We start from the raw sequence: 19,435 nt of genomic DNA on the forward strand, positions 1-19,435 counted from the left end.
CTACAATAACTGGCATCCCCATAAAGGGCTGAAAATGCAGTCACCAAGGGAATACAGAAGTTCGCTGCTGGCTATAAATTAACCGTGTCCGTTTTAGCGGGGGCAACTCCAATCTGCAACCCCTCAAGTGTCATGAAAGTAGTTCTTCAAGGTTTAGAGACTTGAGATACCTAAGATTATCTGGTAACGATCTTATAGATTATAGGTATTTTATTTTCATAACTTGTGGGAGCTTAAATGCATCTAATTATGCTTGATACATGTGTTTGGCTTGATATTTCATCTAAAAAAGCTGAATTGCCAATGCTTACTGCCATCGAACATCTGGTACAGGATGGGAGTATCAAAATACTACTGCCAGACCTGATACGTGCAGAGTACGAACGAAATAAAGATAAGGTGATTGAGGCTACGCGGAAACGACTCGCCACTGAATTTCGAATAATTAAAGGGGTGGTTGAGTCTTTTGGCGGTGAAGGTAAAGATACTGCGCTCAAGACTTTGGATGATGTTAATCACAGACTGCCTATTCTTTCCGAAGTTAATCAAAATACAGTAAGTCGTGTTGCCAAACTTTTTGACATGGCCCACGAAATTATAATCTCTGATGCCGCAAAAATCAGAGCTGCAGAGCGGGCTATCGCTAAGAAGGCTCCGTTCCATAAGCAGAAAAATAGTGTTGCTGATGCAATGTTAGCAGAGACTTTCCATGAGTTTCGGGTGTCGCACGTAAGTGAGTACGAAACCTTTAGATTTGTCACTCACAATGTCACGGATTTTTCCGGCCAAGACCACAGGCAGCCACATGAAGATTTCGCAGATATTTTTGACGGCAGCAGCTCTTTATTCTTTAACGCCACAAGTTCTGCTATTGAGGGCTTGCTCGATCTTGAAGAATTTCACTATGAGAATAGCTTTTCTTGGGAAGACGAAACTCGTGGACTTCAGGAAATCATGTCTGCGATGGATGAGTTATTCGATAAAGTCTGGTACAACCGCCATATGAATAGGATGTATCACCTAGAAAATGGTGATATTGAGATAGTCCCCGCTGGCACAGAACGCTACGGCAATGATGTTATTCATGAAGATATTCTTGACCAAGCAAAAATTGTAGCCCAACGAGTCAGGGATAAATATGAAGATACCGGACCATGGAGCGATTTTGAATGGGGGATGCTCAATGGGAAACTCTCTGCCTTACGATGGGTCTTGGGTGATGAGTGGGACATGCTTGATACGTAAGTAAGGATTATATCGCTTCTATCCATAAAAATATGTGTCGATACCGTTCGACCAAGATTATGGATTAGATGAAAGACAGATCACATGACGAAGCTATGACGGTATTTTTCCGTGCCAACCCAAATTATGCTACTGAACTGCTTGATGAAGTTAGACGTACTGGGGATTCAGCAGAACTTGCCATTTTTGTTCGACAGGTAACTACTGCAAACTTGAACAACGAGGATGATGGGAGAAGAGAATGTTCTTCCATGCTGTAAATAATTTGGGGGGAAATATGGAAAAACCGAGAGACGAAGCCCATATTTTTGAGGATTTGGCAGCATTAGCTTGTTCGCCAGGATATGTTCATGCGATTGCGCGAATTTGTAATCGCGATAACGTCATTCATATTAAGGGAACACTAAAGCCATCTGACATGGATCGATTGTTCAGTGGTGAGCGCCTTATACGGACGGAGCTTACGACGTTGCTTGGTCTCATGGTAAAAGGACCGTTGGACCTAACTAAGCAACCGAAAGCTGTAATTGATGGCTATGTCCAGCGTACTGATGCGCTTATGCAGGAGCTTCACAACGCAATGTCCTATCCAATCTTCGCTTCTATGTTTGAAGCGATGAAGCAGGGAGGGGAGCCTCCAAACCCGTGGCATGGACCAGGGATGCGAGAACCAATCTTTTACGGTACAGAATCAGCTTATGCTTTCCAGTATAGAGATTTAGTGCCAGAAAAGTTTGGGGCGGATGATGAATGGCTGCTTAAAAACAAAGGCTTCACTTCTGGTCAGGCGCGCAACATAGCGAAGACAATGTGCACTTTGATGGATGAGAAGGGAACGAAACTTCTCGCTGATTTTCAATCAGATGAAGGCTCTCTAGCGACTTGGTTGCCAGTATTCGAGTTCTCGCTAGACGAAGTGGTATTCCACAGTGGTGTTGAGGCAAATATAGTTCAAGCCTTCTTTGCTGCATTTCTCTTTTCAGGGCATAACGATGGGTTTAAGGAGGTTGGGGATTTCAATGAGGTCGCTGCTCGACCGCTCATACCGACCGGGCATGGAACTATACTTCTCTTTTCACATTACGCCATTTACGAGGCATTATACGAATCTCCATTCTTTTGGATGTGGGACGACAAGGCTTATCGCCCGACAGCTGCTGAGCATCGCGGAGCTTTTACTGAACAATTTGCTGCACGCCGCTTATCTAGGGTATTTGGCAGTGAACATGTTCATGCGAATGTAAACCTATATCGTGGTAAAGATATTGTTGCTGAGGTTGATGTTCTAGTCATATACGGAGATCGACTCATCATTTTGCAGGCGAAGGCTAAAAAGCTAACTATTGCAGCACGCAAGGGCAACGACAACCAGCTAAAGGCCGACTTCGCTGCCGCAATTCAGGATTCGTATGATCAGGGGTGGGTGTGTGCGAATGAACTGCTTGCTGGAGGATGCCGGTTGGTGGATGACAACAAGAAAGACATAGCTCTTCCGACTAGCATCAAAGATATCTTTTTGTTCAGCCTTGTGTCTGAACACTATCCTGCACTTGCCTTTCAGGCAAGTCAGTCACTTAAATTCCAGACTACCAATGTCATTCGTCCTCCGTTCGTAATGGACGTTTTCCTCCTAGATACTTTGACGGAAATGCTGGCAACGCCATTGCGTTTTCTTAGCTATGTAAAATTAAGAGTGGCTGTATCAGATAAGTTGATGAGTGGGCACGAGTTAACCGTGCTTGGCTATCACCTTAAGCAGAATCTCTGGCTAGATGGAAATTACGACCTAGTGATGCTTGAAGATTCTGTCGCACAAGATTTAGATACGGCGATGTTAGTTCGCAGAGATAATCTTCAAGGTGATTATACCCCAGCAGGCATACTCACGAAAATGCGAGGAACACGTTATGAAGATTTGATTAAAGAAATTGAGAATAGAGCAGACCCGGCAACACTTGAACTCGGGTTCCACTTGCTTTCAATGAATGAGGATGCTTGTAGAAATGTTCACCGCATACTTGAAACTATCATAAGGAAAGCGCAGTTCGATGGTAAGCGGCATGATGTTACTCTGGCCTCGAGCACTCCACCTTGTGGAGTCAGCTTTCATTGTAATCCAAAGGTATCTCCTGAAGCGGTTGCTGTGTTGGAAGCTCACTGTGCAAAACGCAAGTATCAGCAACATGCAGCTCAATGGTTTGGAGTTTCTGTAAGCCCGAATGGGCAAGTCCAGTTCGGTGTGACTTTGGATTATCCATGGGCGGCGTCTGACGAAATGGAACGACTTACAGCTGACATGAAACCAGCATCTAGAGTAAGTGATGCTTTACCTCCATTTTTACGAGAAGGTAGGCGGATGAAACTTGGGCGAAATGAACCGTGTCACTGTGGAAGTGGAATTAAGTACAAAAAATGCTGTTTAAAATAGATTGGTGGGATTTTTTTTGATTTTTTATTAGTTGCGATTTGAGTTTTAACTATTTTTTAATTTAAGTTTTATTTTATTTTGATGTTTTGGGTGAGGTGGCATTTCATTAAAGTTTGCTTGGTCATGAATGCGGTGAAATACATCTGAATTTGCGTGTTTTTGTGGGGCTTTGAATCGCCACGGATAATCCCGGAAAAAATATCCACTACAGTAAGTGCTCGAAACCTCGACGTAACCAGAGTAAGGGCGATATATAAGAAAGCTGATTATCGTGAACAGCGTAAAGCCAAGATGCAGGACTGAGCTGATATGATTGACGAGTGAGCATTATGGTGCTTGAAAGATCAGTAGTTCAGAATGGAGTGATAAGAATGAGTATGGAAGAAGATCGAAAGAAAACTGTAGCTTCTTTATTGAAGGATATGGAATCCATTGCTGACCGAATGCGTGAGTTGATTGTCAAAATGCCTCCGCATGATTTGCTCGGGTACATCTACGCTCAGCACATGATGAAAAAAATGGGAAACCAAATTGGGGGCGAAAAGCTAGGCCAAGAGGGTAGCCCAGCTGACGTAGTTAATGAAACCCAGTTCTTACTAGAGTATGTTCACGCGGTTCTGGCATCTGAGGCCGCTCCTGCGGATATGGAATTCGACGAAGCACTGTGCGCTGAGTTGTTTGAACGTAGCCGAAAACTGAGAGAGCAGGCCATGTTCTATGCTATGGCCACCTCTGCTGAGACCAAAGATGGCATCTTCGGTCCTAATACGGCCGACATTGAATTCCGTGCGAAATCCACTTGGGTCATGATACGCGGGAATCGTTATCAAGTTTTGGAGGGCGAGTTCTATCGCTACGTTCTGGCGCCTCACAATGATGTTTTGGAGGAGGTGTACGGCATTGGTGCCACCGATATTGCGGAAGGCTTTCAGGCCATGGCCGACGCTACTCGTTCTGGGCAGGCCAACGCAATCATTGAGATGATGAAGCAGTTTGAGGCGGTAAAAGCTTTTTCTATAGAGCAAAGTAAGTCTATGGAAGACGCTATGGAGTCATGGATTGCTGAAAATGAGGAGCAGTCCAAAGCGGCCCGGGGGGCGATGGAGGATATGCTTCGCGGCGGTATTGCCAATGTAAGCCGTCACACGAAGTTGCCACCGACATTGCTAGCAGACTTGTCATACCAGCGAGGAGAAGATACTGAGTTCTTCGCAGCGGGCGATTTTAAGGGGACACCCTTTCGGACACTGCCAGCACGTAAGAAGCCTCTAATTCAGCTTGGGTCGGATTACTACGCGGTCGATCCCTGTTTTGCTCGCGATGCGGGGTATCGTGCGCTCCTATTTAATCTCCTACAGCGAAAGCCGGATTACAATAAGGCCTTTAAAGATAGGCAGAAAATGATGAGCGAAGCAGCCTTTGCCGACATTCTCTATGCCCAGCTTCCGGGAGCCACAGTTCTTCAGGAGGTTTACTACAAGGATCCTGATAGCAAGCAGTGGTCCGAAAACGATACTCTAATCCTGGTCGATGATGTGCTGTTATTAGTTGAGGCTAAGGCTGGTGCAGCAGCCACCATTGCATCACCGGCGCTTGATTTTGGCCGTCATGCTCAATCAGTGCAGGACTTAGTATTCAAGGCATATAAACAATGTGCACGCTTCTTCAATTATATGAATTCGGCGGATGAAGTGTTCCTCTATCACCTCGTGAATGGCAAATACGAAGAGTGTTGTCGTGTGCGTCGCTCTGACTACCGGGTGATGGTGCCTATTGGGTTGACAGTGGAGTCGTTCTCGCCCTTTTCCACGTACTGTAAAGAATTACTGCAGGTTGAGCCTTTACTTGGAAAGCATGCTTTCATCTCACTGTCCATCGACGATTTGTTTGTGCTCAAGCGACTCTTGCCCACACCCGGGGAGTTCGTCCATTACTTGGAGGTGCGGCAAGCCGTTGCCGGAATACGCGGGGCTCATCTCTTCGACGAGATCGATCACTTGGGTGCTTACCTGAAGAAGAACCGTTTTGATCTGGATATTATCGAGCAGTTGAAGGAAGAGAAAGCGAACATGGTTATCTGGGATGGCATGAGTGACATCGTCGACAGGACCTTCGAAGGTGAGGAGTGGGAAAGCAAACCGTTCCCAAGTCAGAAGTTCCCGGAGGAGGTTCTGAAGCTGCTTGGAGCACTCGATAGCACCCGAGCTAGCGGCTGGCTTTCAGCAGAGAGTCATATCCGTGACCTAGGAGAGGAAGGTCGGAATAATCTGGCCAAGATGCTGTCCGACCTTCGAAAAACACTGATTCAGCATCCCGTTCGTTACTTTGTTCTGGGCGGGGACGGTGTACCGCTCTTCGTTTGGCTTCAACAGCATGGTCATCCAATTGACTGGACTAAGGTGAACAATAAGGCTAGCGCAGTTGCGTTGAGCGCCAAGGCTACTAACGTCATTGGCATTGTGGCTGAAGTTAGTGCCGATGGTACTTATGTCCAGGCGCGGTCTTTCAAAATTTACATACCGACGGAGCATACAGCAGATAACGCACACATTTATGAAGACGCAGCGAGAATGGCCAATCCTGAGCGTACGGTCAATCTCGAACGGGAAAAACAAGTCCACTTTGGTCGCAAGAGCAAAAAGATTGGCCGTAATGTCCCTTGTCCATGTGGCAGTGGCATGAAATACAAGAGATGTCATGGACGGTAGAAGCTGCTTCGGAGTTCAAATAGAGGTAGTGCATAAATTTGTATAACATACTTATTTTTATCTTTAATTTTATATTTGATTCATGTTGTGCGAGAGTCTTCTCAGCATGAGCCTGAGCTTAATAAACGTCGATGAGCAGAAAAAATAAAAAAATCTCCGCATGGTATAGATTATGGTATCGAGAAAGATCGAGTTTCTAAGTGACTGTTATTTATATTAATTTTAATTTATAATGGAGTGGAAGTGATTTCCACTCATTGAATTGCCTATTAAGCCCGCTTAAATGCGGGCTTTTTCTTTAGAGGTGAGAGATAAGCCTAACGCCCGCCGCACGAGTAATCTCTGTTAAGGTAGTGAGCGTTGGATTTCCTTTTTCTGAGAGCGTCTTGTACAACTGCTGGCGCGACAACCCCGATTTGCGAGAGATTTCGCTAATGCCACCCCGAGCCTCAACTACCCGGCGAAGGGCGATCAGAAAGGCAGCTATCCCGCCTTCTTCGTAGATATCTTCCAATGCCGTTTGCAGGTAGATTTCAGCGTAATCCGGGTTTTCTCGCAACTCTGCTACCATCGGATCGTCGTGACTGACTGCTTTTTTCTTTGGTGCAGATTGAGTGATGATAGTCATGCTGTTACCTCGGTGTATTCCATAGCGTCCTCGCAAGCATTCAATCCAGCAAAAATTGTCTTTTATAAGCGACGTTGATGCAACGCAAGGGTCAGCGAAGAGTGTGCATCTGCGAGATACACTCCATTCTTTTGTGGCCAACTAACATCGGTTTTCAGAACGATTTGCCCTATCGCATAGTTAGTGAATACAAACTCACCTCTATCAATGCATGATGGCAGGTGAATTGTTAATCATCAGGACGCCGTCGATGCTGCCATTGAAAGCCTTTCTCCTCTCTTTCCTCTGTATTGTGCTGCTCTCACTGGCGGCCAGTCTGGCGCAAGCCACGCGCACCGGTGAGTTAACCAGTGAGCGCGGTGGCTGGGCGACGGCGCGACGGGATTCGGCCGGGTTAGCGCCGGACCCACATCAATATGCCAATCTGGCCATCGTGCAGGTCTATGCCGCGCCCACATATGGCTGGAAGGGCGCTGTCGCGGTGCATCCGTGGATCATTTTCAAACGCGCGGGAGAGACGCAGTACAACCGTTACGAAGTGATCAGCTGGGGCAGTGGCGACAAGGTGCGTCGCAACGCAAACCTGCCGGACGGATACTGGTACGGCGCGAAACCGCGTTTACTGGTGGAGCATCGCGGCAAGGAAGCAGAAGCGATGATTCCGCAGATCGAAGCGGCGATAAAATCCTACCCGTGGCCAACGACCTATCACGCGTGGCCGGGACCGAACAGCAACACCTTTATGGCGCACATTGGCCGTGAAGTACCTGCATTAAAGTTAGACCTGCCTGCTAATGCGTTAGGCAAAGACTATCGCTCTCTGCTTCATCCCATTGGATTACCACCGTCGGGGCGTGGGTTACAGGTGTCCTTGCTGGGTGTGTTAGGCGTTACCTTGGGTGCGGAAGAAGGGTTGGAAGTGAATGTATTGGGATTGAATCTGGGGCTGAACTTCGCGCCATTAAAACTGCGCTTGCCGTTTATTGGCGGAATTGGGCAAGATAATCTGCAAAAGGACAATCCGTGATTGTCTGCGTTCACGTCATGCAAAAAATTGCGTAATGCCATTCATTCACTTAAGCCAGTGAGTGCGTCTTTAACCTGGTACGCATGAATGCGCACTTTATGAAAACCGCACCAAACAATGTAAGGGCGTCATTAACCGCACCGAGCAGCGTAGCGCGTCATTCATGGCGAGCAAAACCAGGCATTACACAATAAATTACGCCGCTATGGCAGGGTGCACTGACCAGTAGCGGCGCTATTTATCGCGTAACGGAAGAATCAGCACACGCCGAAATCGCCTTCTTCGTGATACAAATTCACGCTATCTGCTCTGACTTCGATCTCACGTTTGATGGGATCGTCAATACGTGCACACCATAGCAACTCCCCTTCAACCCGTGTGACCTGCATCTTTGGGCCACCGGTCTTCGACTGCACAAAATCATCAACTTTAAACATGCTGTTTCTCCCTCAGGTCAGTGATAGCGCTAAGTGTATATGCGCTTGAACTCAGGCGCGCTCGATTTTGTGCGCTGGTATCCAACCTCAAATGAAATTCGGGATCACAGGACACTTCTTGTTTTTTCTCGCCTTAAATGCTGATGACATAGCATCAGAAAACCGAAGGTGGTTGTCAGTTGACAACCTAATGTTCAAAGTATAAGGTGGCATGCAATGTCAGAAAGGAAGCGACACCCGCACAAAGAGATTGAAAGCGTTTTACGTTATGCAGAAGTTCAGGGATGGAAAATTGCGCAGGGTGGGCATCATGCGTGGGGAAAAATGTATTGCCCGGAGAATTCAGCAGAGTGTCGATGCGGTGATTTCTGTATTACCTGCATTTGGAGCACGCCTAAGAGCCCTGAAAATCATGCCAGGATGTTAAAGCGAGTGGTGGATAACTGCTCAAGAGTGAAACGATAAGGATGTAAAAATGGAATTTGAATTCACGTTACGTTTTCAGTTGAGTGACGCTGTTTCTGATGACGAAGCCCTGGAGCGACTCGGTGCTGCCGGTTGCACTGATGCGCTGGTGGGTACTGGCGTAGCCGGTAAATTGAGTCTGATGTACTGCCGGGAAGCGGAGAGTGCGCAGCAAGCGATTCGCGATGCCTTAGCCGAAGTCATTCAGGCTTTACCCGATGCCGAACTGATTGAAGCGGCCCCCGATCTGGTCGGCCTTACGGATATCGCCGAGTTGATCGGCGTATCGCGCCAGAATATGCGGAAGTTAATGCTTACTCACACCCCGCAGTTTCCACGTCCAATTCATGATGGTAAAACCGCGCTGTGGCACCTTATCGATGTGGTCGAGTGGTTAAATCAACGCGGCTCATCGCGCGTAACACCAGGCATCCGGGAACTGGCGCACGCAACGTTGCAACTCAATTTGCAGCAAGCGCTGCAACGTTACGCGCACTGTCTTTGATTTAATGGTGCAGCAAAAACACCGTTGCCAGACCGAGGAAAATAAAGAAACCGCCGGTGTCGGTGATAGCGGTGATCAGCACGCTGGAGCCTACCGCTGGGTCGCGTTTCATCTTGGTCATGATCAACGGAATCAGTACACCCATGAGCGCCGCCAGCAGCAGGTTAAGCACCATCGCCAGCATCATCACGCCACCGAGTTGCATATTGTCGTACATCAACCAGGTGATGCTTCCCATGATGCCGCCCCAGAACAGCCCGTTAATCAGGGCAACGCCGAGTTCACGTACCACCAGGAAGGAGAAGTTACCGGGTTCCACCTGATGCAGCGCCAGCGCACGCACAATCATGGTGATGGTTTGGTTACCTGTGTTACCGCCAATCCCGGCAACGATAGGCATCAGCGCCGCGAGCGCCACCAGTTGAGAAATGGTCTCTTCAAACAGGCCAATTACGCGAGAAGCGATAAATGCGGTACACAGATTGATGGCGAGCCACGCCCAGCGTTTACCCACCGCTTTGCGCACCGGCGCGAACACGTCCTCACCCTGGCTGATACCGCCCATCTTACGAATGTTACTTTCGTTCTCTTCGTTAACCAGATCGATCACGTCTTCCACGGTAATACGGCCAATCAACTTACCTTTCGCATCAATAACGGCGGCAGAGATCAGGTTATAACGCTCAAAGGCACTGGCTGCTTCTTCGGCTTTGTCGTCGAGCTGAAAGGTGGTCGGGCGCGCATTCATCACATCCGAAACCAGCGTCTTTGGCTTGTTGAGTAAAATGTCGGTGAGTGTTAACTCACCCAGCAACTGATTCTGTTCGTCAGTAATAAAGATTTTATCGGTACCATCCGGCATGCTTTTGCGCTTGCGCAGAAAGCGCTGCACGGTGGCGAGGGTCACGTCAGATCGGACGGTCAGAATATTGAAATCCATAACCTGGCCCACGCGGTCGCGATCAAGCTCGATCACTTCCAGCAGGCGTGCACGCAGGTTTGGCTCCAGCGTGGTGAGTAAACGTCCGGTTAAATCGCGCGGCAGATAGCGTGCCAGATATACCTGATCGTCGATGTCCAGCGGCTCAATAGCGTGCAGAATCTCGCGATCAGTCATACCTTCCGTCAGGCTGGCCCAGACGGTTTCAGAGGCTTCGACCAGCACGCGACCGCGCTGTTCGGAGGGCACAAGGCGCCATAATGCCAGACGCTCTTGTTCAGGTAGCGCTTCGAGGATATCCGCTAAGTCAGCTGCGTGCAGTTGATGCAGCTCTTCTTCCAGCTGATGGCGCCAGTCGGTGATCTCCCGCAACTCGGCGGCATTGAGATCGATAGATTTATCCAGCAGCACATCAACGAGATCGTCCTCGCTGAGGAGCAGATGCAAGATGCGCTGACGGATTTCAGTTAATTGTTGTGCATACGGAGCAGACATAACGCGTCCCTTGTGTCTGTAAAGTCAGGTCAAAGTGTAGCGCGTTGCGGGTAATCAGGGCGCATTAAGCAGCATTGTCACAATCGGGCAATGTGAAGCGGCAAGCAACGATGACCCGCAAATTCCTTAGCGCGAATCGCTGGTGCTCAGTGTGGTGACCGGCTCAGGTGCGGCTTTTTTTTGCTGATGATGCTCAATCGCACCGGGGATAATGAAAATCAGACGGCCAACCAAAATGAAGAAACTGATCAGCAAAATAATGCGAGTCATGGTACCGGTTTTGGGACGTCTTCGTGCAGGGATGGCGCTGTTCACGCAGGGTGGTTCCTGTAAATGCCCGGCTGGGCGATGGCAACATTTAGTCACAGTTAGATTGTCAGGTCAATCGCTGTGTGAAAAATGAGCAGTAACGGTTAAGGGTGCGTTGATCAAAATCAGATGAGGCCGCACTCCGCGGCCTCGTCATCAATAGCTGGCTTTTTGCGCCAGTAGCGTGGCGAAACGATATTTGATGCGATCGCCGTTTTCATCCCGACGATGCAGTTCACCGATATCCTCGTTGTACTTCACGATGTGCCAGTTGCGATAGTAATGGCTCAGCTCACCGGATTTGAACGTAAACGGGAAGTTCTGCGAGTTGGGATAATCATCCGTGCTCATCGCCGCCACAATCAGGTTATAGCCATATTTCAGCGTACTGGCCTGCATATCGGCAATCAGCTGTGGGATGGATTCCGGTTGCAGGAACATCATCACCACTGTGGAGAGCACGAACTGATAGCCGCCGTTGAAACGCACCTGATTGAGATCGCACAGTTCAGTGCGAATGTTCTCCAGATTCTCTTCCTGAATAATGCTATTCAGACGCTCAAGGCTGACCGGATTGCTGTCCCAGGCCGTCACGTCAAAACCGTGCTGATTCAGGAACAGACTGTTACGGCCCTGGCCGCAGCCGAGATCTAACGCTTTGCCCACTTCCAGTTTTGGCAGTGCAGCCAGCACTTCGGAGTGGGTCGGCGTCAGACCGTATTTTTCCGCGTAATAGTTATCGGGACGTGTTGTCATAGTGATACAGCGGGCCAGCAGCCCGCATTACTCCTCTTCCAGCGTCAGTTTCCAGCCGGTGACATCATTCCAGTAGGCTTGCTCACGCTCCAGATCCAACTGTACCAGCGTATTCTGGCTCAGATAGCCACGCGGGAAAGTCAGCGTCCAGTTGCTGTCATCTGCGTTGAGTTTGAGCGAGTCCGGCTTGGTGGTGGCCTGGCGCTGATTATTCAGCAGCGTACCCAGACGCAACAGGAACACCATCGGCAGGAACTGTTTCTTTTTGAACAAGGTGAAACGCGGCATCTCATCCTGCTTCACCGCTTTACGGTGGTAGCGTACCAGCATGGCCAACAGCATCTGTTGATCCTGATTAAAACCAGGCATGTTGGAGTTCTGCAGGATGTAAGCCGAATGCCGCTGCATGCCGCTGTGATTGATGGTCAATCCCACTTCATGCAGCAGCGCAGCCCATTTCAGTAACGCCGAGAGCTGTGGATTCGCCAGTTTGGGATTTTGATCCAGCCACTGCAGATAAAGCTGCTCGGTCGTTTCCAGCACGCGGCGTGCCTGATCGCTATCGATAGCGTAGTGGTTAGCCAGACTTTGCGCGGTGCGGCTGCGGATATCCTGATGGCGGAAGCGACCTTCCATCTCATACAGCACACCTTCACGCAGCGCGCCGTCAGACAGGCGCAGTTCGCGAATTGCCAGCGCATCAAATACGCCACACAGAATCGCTAACCCTGGCACAAACACCGCTTTACGCTCTTCCGACAAGCCTGGCAGGCTCAACGCATTAAACGACTTGTGCTTAAGCACCTCAGAGACCAGCATCTCCAGCGTTTCCGGCGTGATCAGCTTCTCTTTCTCACCCATTGCCATCAACACTTCGCAGGCTGCTTTGATCGAGCCTGAAGCGCCGAGCGCATACTGCCAGCCGTGCAGACGATACTGCCAGGCCATGGTTTCCAGCTTCTGCGCTGCGGACAAACGCGCGCGACGGAAGTGTTCAGGCGAAATTTCCCCTTTCGGGAAATAGAGATTGGCAAAGCTGACACAACCCATGCGGCGGCTTTCCACCAGCTGCGGTTCAAAATCCTCACCGATCACCAGTTCGGTTGAACCGCCGCCGATATCGATCACCAGCTTGCGGCCTTTTTCCGGCTGCGTGTGCTCCACGCCCATGAAGATCAGACGCGCTTCTTCGTTGCCAGAGATGATCTCGATCGGATAGGGGATCACCTCTGCGGCGCGCTGCAGGAACTCTTCGGCATTGGTGGCGATACGCAGCGTGTGCGTACCGACGATAGTGACGTTTGCCGGGCTGAACCCCTGTAAACGCTCCGCAAACAGCGCCAGGCAGCTCAGGCCACGCTCCATCGCCTCATCGCTCAGGCGATTTTGCGCATCTAACCCATCGGCCAGATGCACGCGCTGTTTCAAACGCCCCAACACTTGCATGGCGCCATCGACCACACGGGCAATGACCATGTGGAAACTGTTTGAGCCCAGATCGATGGCAGCAAATTCCTGCGGTTTCGGCGTACTTTTATGGGAAATTGGCATAGGCGTTATTCGGGTTGTTCCAGTTTCTTGATGTAATCGTAAATCGCCAGCTGCGAGCGCACCTTCTTGCGATTGCCGCGCGGAACATAACGGTTACTCAGTTCTTTGTCCACGATGCGCGCTTTCACGGTATCACTCAACAGAATGGCAATGATATCCAGAATGCGCTGCTTTACGCGGGGATCAAGGATCGCCACGGCCACCTCAATACGGTGATCGATATTACGCGTCATCCAGTCTGCGGAAGAGAGATAAACCTTTTTCTCGCCGCCGCTCTCAAAAATATAGACGCGGTCATGCTCAAGATAACGGTCAACGATGCTGGTAATGCGAATATTTTCACTGATGCCCGGTAAATCAGGGATCAGAGAACACATGCCGCGCACCAGTAAATTGATCTTCACGCCCGCAGATGACGCGGCATAGAGGCGATCCACCAGGCCGTTATCGACGAGGTTGTTGATTTTCAGTGTAATGCCCGCCGGTTTTTTCTGCTGGGCATTGGCGATCTCGGCATCGATCAACTTATACAGCATGTCGCGCGAGTTCTGCGGCGACACCAGTAAGTGTTCGAACGTCACCGGACGATACGGGTTCTCAATAAAGTTGAACACGCGGCGCACTTCATTGGTGATGCGCGCATCGGCGGTCAGCAATGAATAGTCAGTATAAATGCGTGCGGTTTTTTCGTTGAAGTTACCGGTGCCGATATGCGCATAACGCACAATCTCATCGCCTTCACGACGTGAAATCAGGAACAGTTTGGCGTGAATTTTCAGACCCGGCGCGGAGAAGATCACGTGCACGCCCGCTTCGGTCAGGCGTTTTGCCCAACGAATATTGGCTTCTTCATCAAAACGCGCCTGCAGCTCCACCACCACAGTCACTTTTTTACCGTTGTACGCCGCGTGGATCATCGCATCCATGATGCGTGAGTTTTTAGCGACACGATAAATGTTGATCTTAATCGCCAGCACGCTTGGGTCGAACGATGCCTGACGCAACAGCTCCAGCACGTGCTCAAAGGTGTGATACGGATAGTAGAGCAGCACATCGCGATTACGGATGGCATCGAAACCGTTACGGAAGCCATCAAAGCCGATGTGACGGATTTGCGGCAGCGGACGGTTTTCCAGATTGGCTTTGCCGACGTTCGGGAAGCCAATAAAGTCTTTAAAGTTGTGGTAACGGCCGCCCGGCACAATCGAATCGTAGTTCGAAATCGACAGCTTATGGCGCAGCATTTCCACCATCGCATCCGGCATATCACGCTGATACACAAAGCGCACCGGTTCTGCGTTAAGACGCTGCTTCAGGCTGGAGGACATCAGTTCCAGCAGGCTTGATTCCATCTCGGTAACGAGGTCATATTCAGCATCGCGCGTCATCTTCATCGAATAAGCATTCAGCGCATCGTAATCGAAGAAGCCTTTGAAGATCTCATCCAGGCAATAGCGCAGGATATTATCCAGCAGGATCATCGGCTTGCGACGACGCGGTGATTCAGCCGGTAAGTTGACGAAACGGGGAACCTTGTCGGACGGGATCTCCAGCAGCGCGTAACGAATATCGTCGCCGCGAATGATCTCGACCGCCAGATAGGTGTAATCGTCTTTGAGGAACTCAATCAGATCGGTGTCGTGGTTAATCAGAATCGGCGTGACGTGCTGGCGTAATTGATGTTTGAAGTAATAGCGCAGCCACTCTTGCTGATTCGGCGACAGCTGGCGTTCGTTAATCAGGAAGATCTGATTACGTGCCATCTCCAGCAGCAGGTCATTGTACAGCGCATCGAATTCCTGATCCGATTTCTGCACCCGCAGTTGAATTTTTTTCAAGATATGACGAAGGGTCGTCGGGGTGCCCTGTTCTTCACCAATCAGAATGCGACGTTTCAGATCGGCGAAGCGCACTTTATAGAACTCTTCGAGATTGTTGGAATAGATTCCCAGGAAGCGCATGCGCTCGATCAGCGGGTTCGTTTTGTCCGCTGCTTCCTGTAATACACGTTCGTTGAAGCTTAACCAGCTTATTTCTTTTTCTATATACAGCTTTTCCTGACCCATTCTGACTCCGTGATGCTGTTGCTGGACGGATTGTCCGGCGGGAAAATCGCAAAAATGCGCCTCCGCTCAGTGTCCGTCACCATTATGGCGAGAGTATGGCAAGCTTGTCCAACGCCAAAGGTTGTCTTATCAATCAGCTACGGGCAACATAGCGACGTGTTTTCACCTGTAACCTGGCCTGCATGAGCATAAATCGTATCCCTGTCCATTTCAGCGACCGCCGTCGCCGCGCTGTCGATCAGTTTGTTCGTCGCGTGGTGACAGGCTGCGGCGTGGGCATTTTGCTGCTGATGCTGCTGCTATTCTTCTGGCTGATCTGGGTGGTGTTACCCCTTTTCAGCGCGCCAGGCATGCAAGCCACCACCAATATCCAACTTTGGGATAAAGCCCAGGTACTGGCGATGGGCAGCGATGGGCATCTCGGCTGGCGCATCAGCCGCAACGAGGCGCGCTTTATTCCACTCGATGGGCAGCCCGCCGCTGAGGCGCTGGTGCTGCAACAGCACCCTGATGCGGCGGTCAACAGCAGCAATAGCAATAGCGTATTGCTCAATATGCAGGGCGCACTGCTGCTGATGCAACCGCTGATCCACGAAAACCACGGTCAATGGTTCTTCCCGTTTGGCGATCGTCCGCTGCATCTGGCGCAAGGCGCGGTCACCACCATGGCGCTCACCTCGCTAAGCGATCACCAATGGCGGATTGCCGCCCAAACGCCGGCAGGCATCAGCGTAATGACGCTGGAGAACCAGCAAACCGTTAATCAGATTTTGCTGCCACAGCAGCAAGCCGAGCATTTGCTGTTATCCCCCGATGGCACATTGCTGTACGCCAGCGAAGGGCGTTTGCTGCGTGTATGGCAAATCACGCCAGAAGGCGCTCAGCTGCGCGAAACGCAGACCCTTAACCAGCGTCCGCAAAGCCTGCATATCCTCACCGGGGGGCGCACGCTGCTGATTCAGGATACCCAGGGGGTCAAGCAATGGTTTGCCATCGCAGGCGATAAAGGGCCGCGGTTGCAGGAAATTCATACCTTTGATCACAGCCAGGATGCGCTGAAGGTTGTGCCTGAGGCGCAGCGTCGTGTGTTTGCCACCTTTAATGCAGCGGGTGAGGTCAAACTGTTCGCCAGCAAGCAGCAGGGGCCGATTTTGACGCGTCAGCTGGCACCGGGCATCCAGGCGCTGGCCTTTTCACCCCGCGGCGATGCGCTGATTATTGAACGGGAAGGGCAGTGGCAACAGTTTGCGCTGGATAATCCGTGGCCCGACTTCACCTGGCGCAATCTGTGGCAAAAAATCTGGTACGAAAACTATCCGCAGCCGGATTGGGTATGGCAATCCACTGCGGCTGGCGACAGCTATCAGGCCAAATTCAGTCTGATACCGATGGTGCTAGGTACACTCAAAGCGGCCTCGCTGGCGCTGCTGTTTGCCACGCCGCTGGCTTTGGCGGCGGCAATGTACACCGCATGGTTTATGTCTCCGGGATTACGCCGCTGGGTGAAGCCGGGCATTGAAATGATGGGCGCGTTGCCAAGCGTGGTGATTGGCTTGATTGCCGGTGTCTGGCTGGCACCGCACGTGAGTACTGCGCTGGTCGGCGTGTTGCTGCTACCGCTGGTGCTGGCGGTGACTTTATTGCTGTGCGGCGTGCTCAGTCCGCATTTGCCAGCGCGTTGGCGACGCCCAGGTTTCGAGGTGATTCTGCTGCTGCCGGTATTGCTGGCCGTCACACTCCTGACGCTTTGGCTGCCCACGCAGTTGTGGCCGGATATCGGCGAGCGGTTGGCGCATTATGAACAACGCAACTTATTGGTCGCAGCGCTGGCGATGGGCTTTGCATTGGTGCCGTTGATTTTCACCTTGTCAGAAGATGCTTTATTCAGCGTGCCGGGCGCGCTGGGGCAAGGTTCACTGGCGCTGGGCGCTACGCCGTGGCAAACCCTGACGCGTGTGGTGCTGCCAGGTGCATCAGCAGGCATTTTTGCTGCCCTGATGATCGGTTTTGGCCGCGCGGTAGGGGAAACCATGATTGTGCTGATGGCCACCGGCAACACGCCGGTCAGTGAAGGCGGCTTGTTTGCCGGATTACGTGCACTTTCGGCTAACATCGCCATTGAGATGCCTGAAGCGGCAGCGGGTAGTGCGCATTACCGAATTCTGTTCCTGAGTGCGCTGTTGTTACTGATATTCACTTTAGTGATCAACACCGTCGCGGAATTGATTCGTCAGCGTCTGCGCCAGCGCTACAGCCAGCATGAGGGACAGGGATGAAAGCGATGCGTCAAAACGATCGCTGGCGCTGGCTGACAGCCGGTGCGGTGGCCGTGTGTTTACTGGCGTTTACCTTGCTGATTGGCCTGCTGGGATGGCAGGGCATGCGCGCCTTCTGGCCACAACCGGTGGATCAATATCTGTTTCAGCCGCCGGAAGGCTCGGCAGTGATGGTGCTGGGCGAAACGCTGCACAAACAGCCGCAGGGCGAGCAGTGGCGTTATGTGGTGAAAACGGGCAATCGCGATTTTGCCGCACCGGATTTCCGTGTGCTGTATAGCCAGGGCGCGGCGAAAACGCGTCGCCCGGCAGATGCGGTGGTTTTACAGCGCCGCAGCGGCGGCAACGCTTACGGTTGGCTGATTGAACTGCGGGAAGACAATGAAGTGCTGACCGCGCGCGATCGTGATGCGCTGCTGCATCAGCGGTTGGCGCAAGTCCATGAGCAGCTACGTCAGGCCAGCCACATTCGTCGTGTGCAAATGGCGCGCCTCAATGCACAGCTGGAAAGCCTGCAGCAGCAAGCTGATGAGCAACGTCAGCGCGGCACGTTCACCTTGCAGGATCAATCGGAATTCGATGCCAACAGCGTGGCGCTGCAACGGCGCTTTAGCGCACTAGCGCAACAACTGACCCATCTGCAACATGAGAGCGAACGCGACACGTTGGTGCTCCGCGATGTGCAGGGGCAGGATCATATCATTCCGCTGGCGCAGGTGGTGGATGCCTGGTATCCAAATGCGATGTCGTTTAGGCAGAAAGTACAGCACTTCTTCAGTCAAATCTGGCAGTTTGTCAGCGATTCCCCGACATCAGGCGGCGGCGAGAGCGGCGCGTTCCCGGCGATTTTTGGCACCGTGCTGATGGTGTTGCTGATGTCGATCATCGTGATGCCGCTGGGGGTGGTAGCGGCGGTGTGGCTGCACGAATATGCCGGACGTCATGCGTTAACGCGGCTGGTGCGCATTGCGGTGGTGAATCTCGCCGGTGTGCCGTCGATTGTGTATGGCGTGTTTGGTCTGGGCTTTTTTGTCTGGTTGATCGGCGGCACGATTGATCAGCTGTTTTTCTCGCGCGCGTTGCCGAATCCGACCTATGGCACGCCGGGCCTGCTATGGGCGGCGTTGACGCTGGCGCTGCTGACATTACCCGTGGTGATTGTCGCCACCGAAGAGGGGCTGTCACGCATCCCGGATAATCTGCGTCAGGGCTCGCTGGCGCTGGGTGCCACTCAGGCGGAAACGCTGTGGCGCGTGGTGTTACCGCTGGCGGTCCCGGCGATGCTCACCGGCCTGATTCTGGCTGTAGCGCGTGCAGCAGGGGAAACCGCCCCGCTGATGCTGGTGGGTGTGGTGAAAATGGCCCCGGAGTTACCGGTGGATGCGGTGTTCCCCTATTTGCACCTCGACCGCAAATTTATGCACCTCGGTTTTCAGATTTACGATTTGGCCTTCCAGAGCCCGAATATCGACGCTGACCGACCGCTGGTTTACGCCACCGCCTTGCTGCTGGTGGTGATCATCCTGTCGCTCAATCTGTTGGCGATGGCGCTGCGGCATCGGCTGCGCGAGCGTTACCGCCTCATGACGCACTAGAAAG

At 51.4% G+C, this 19,435-nt stretch carries 15 protein-coding genes; 8 read left to right on the plus strand and 7 right to left on the minus strand.

Annotated features, from left to right (window positions below; translation table 11 throughout):
• Positions 1-237 precede the first annotated feature (237 nt).
• From WFP70_RS09660 to WFP70_RS09675, 4 genes are all read left to right on the plus strand, one after another.
• The gene (locus tag WFP70_RS09660; protein WP_337023371.1) at positions 238-1,245 is read left to right on the plus strand and encodes a PIN domain-containing protein; all 1,008 of its coding nucleotides are present in this window, start codon (positions 238-240) and stop codon (positions 1,243-1,245) included.
• Between the two features lie 68 nt (positions 1,246-1,313).
• Complete coding sequence (locus WFP70_RS09665) at positions 1,314-1,505, plus strand: addiction module antidote protein (protein ID WP_337023370.1); 192 nt, start codon at positions 1,314-1,316, stop codon at positions 1,503-1,505.
• Positions 1,487-3,673, plus strand: coding sequence for an SEC-C metal-binding domain-containing protein (locus WFP70_RS09670; RefSeq protein WP_337023369.1), 2,187 nt, complete (start codon positions 1,487-1,489; stop codon positions 3,671-3,673). Before WFP70_RS09665 ends, WFP70_RS09670 begins: the two co-directional genes overlap by 19 nt.
• A 371-nt stretch (positions 3,674-4,044) precedes the next feature.
• Positions 4,045-6,381: a YecA family protein gene (locus WFP70_RS09675; RefSeq protein WP_337023368.1), complete on the plus strand. Its 2,337-nt coding sequence runs from the start codon at positions 4,045-4,047 to the stop codon at positions 6,379-6,381.
• 298 nt (positions 6,382-6,679) lie between these two features.
• On the opposite strand, the gene WFP70_RS09680 is transcribed toward WFP70_RS09675, so the two are convergent.
• The gene (locus tag WFP70_RS09680; protein WP_337023367.1) at positions 6,680-7,009 is read right to left on the minus strand and encodes an addiction module antidote protein; all 330 of its coding nucleotides are present in this window, start codon (positions 7,007-7,009) and stop codon (positions 6,680-6,682) included.
• A gap of 250 nt (positions 7,010-7,259) precedes the next feature.
• On the opposite strand from WFP70_RS09680, the gene WFP70_RS09685 reads away from it, so the two are divergent.
• Positions 7,260-8,036 carry a DUF3750 domain-containing protein gene (locus WFP70_RS09685; protein ID WP_337023366.1) on the plus strand — a complete coding sequence of 259 codons (777 nt, stop codon included), beginning with the start codon at positions 7,260-7,262 and terminating at the stop codon, positions 8,034-8,036.
• A gap of 257 nt (positions 8,037-8,293) precedes the next feature.
• Here WFP70_RS09685 and WFP70_RS09690 read toward each other — a convergent pair whose 3' ends face one another.
• Positions 8,294-8,473, minus strand: coding sequence for a hypothetical protein (locus WFP70_RS09690; RefSeq protein ID WP_034825711.1), 180 nt, complete (start codon positions 8,471-8,473; stop codon positions 8,294-8,296).
• A gap of 475 nt (positions 8,474-8,948) precedes the next feature.
• Between WFP70_RS09690 and WFP70_RS09700 the strand changes: the two genes are divergently transcribed.
• Positions 8,949-9,443 (plus strand): helix-turn-helix transcriptional regulator, encoded by a 495-nt coding sequence (locus tag WFP70_RS09700; protein WP_097118596.1) that lies wholly within the window; start codon positions 8,949-8,951, stop codon positions 9,441-9,443.
• Between the two features lies 1 nt (position 9,444).
• Here the strand turns inward: WFP70_RS09700 and mgtE are convergent, their stop codons facing one another.
• The 5 genes from mgtE to ppk1 form a co-directional block, all read right to left on the minus strand.
• Positions 9,445-10,878, minus strand: coding sequence for a magnesium transporter (mgtE, locus tag WFP70_RS09705; protein ID WP_097118595.1), 1,434 nt, complete (start codon positions 10,876-10,878; stop codon positions 9,445-9,447).
• A gap of 126 nt (positions 10,879-11,004) precedes the next feature.
• Positions 11,005-11,193 carry a YfgG family protein gene (locus WFP70_RS09710; RefSeq protein WP_034825717.1) on the minus strand — a complete coding sequence of 63 codons (189 nt, stop codon included), beginning with the start codon at positions 11,191-11,193 and terminating at the stop codon, positions 11,005-11,007.
• A 150-nt stretch (positions 11,194-11,343) separates the two neighbouring features.
• Positions 11,344-11,943, minus strand: a complete 600-nt coding sequence (gene tehB / locus WFP70_RS09715) for a tellurite resistance methyltransferase TehB (RefSeq protein ID WP_097118594.1) — start codon at positions 11,941-11,943, stop codon at positions 11,344-11,346.
• A 27-nt stretch (positions 11,944-11,970) separates the two neighbouring features.
• Positions 11,971-13,494: an exopolyphosphatase gene (ppx, locus tag WFP70_RS09720; RefSeq protein WP_034825721.1), complete on the minus strand. Its 1,524-nt coding sequence runs from the start codon at positions 13,492-13,494 to the stop codon at positions 11,971-11,973.
• A 5-nt stretch (positions 13,495-13,499) separates the two neighbouring features.
• Positions 13,500-15,560 carry a polyphosphate kinase 1 gene (gene ppk1 / locus WFP70_RS09725; protein ID WP_034825724.1) on the minus strand — a complete coding sequence of 687 codons (2,061 nt, stop codon included), beginning with the start codon at positions 15,558-15,560 and terminating at the stop codon, positions 13,500-13,502.
• Positions 15,561-15,742: 182 nt separating this feature from the next.
• Between ppk1 and WFP70_RS09730 the strand changes: the two genes are divergently transcribed.
• Together WFP70_RS09730 and pstA are read left to right on the plus strand one after the other, a co-directional pair.
• Complete coding sequence (locus tag WFP70_RS09730; protein WP_337023365.1) at positions 15,743-17,836, plus strand: ABC transporter permease subunit; 2,094 nt, start codon at positions 15,743-15,745, stop codon at positions 17,834-17,836.
• Positions 17,833-19,431, plus strand: a complete 1,599-nt coding sequence (gene pstA / locus WFP70_RS09735) for a phosphate ABC transporter permease PstA (protein WP_160834299.1) — start codon at positions 17,833-17,835, stop codon at positions 19,429-19,431. Before WFP70_RS09730 ends, pstA begins: the two co-directional genes overlap by 4 nt.
• Positions 19,432-19,435: the final 4 nt, after the last annotated feature.

Origin of the sequence: Pantoea sp. USMM079, from assembly GCF_037153115.1 — a bacterium.
Classification (GTDB): Bacteria; Pseudomonadota; Gammaproteobacteria; order Enterobacterales; family Enterobacteriaceae; genus Pantoea; species Pantoea communis.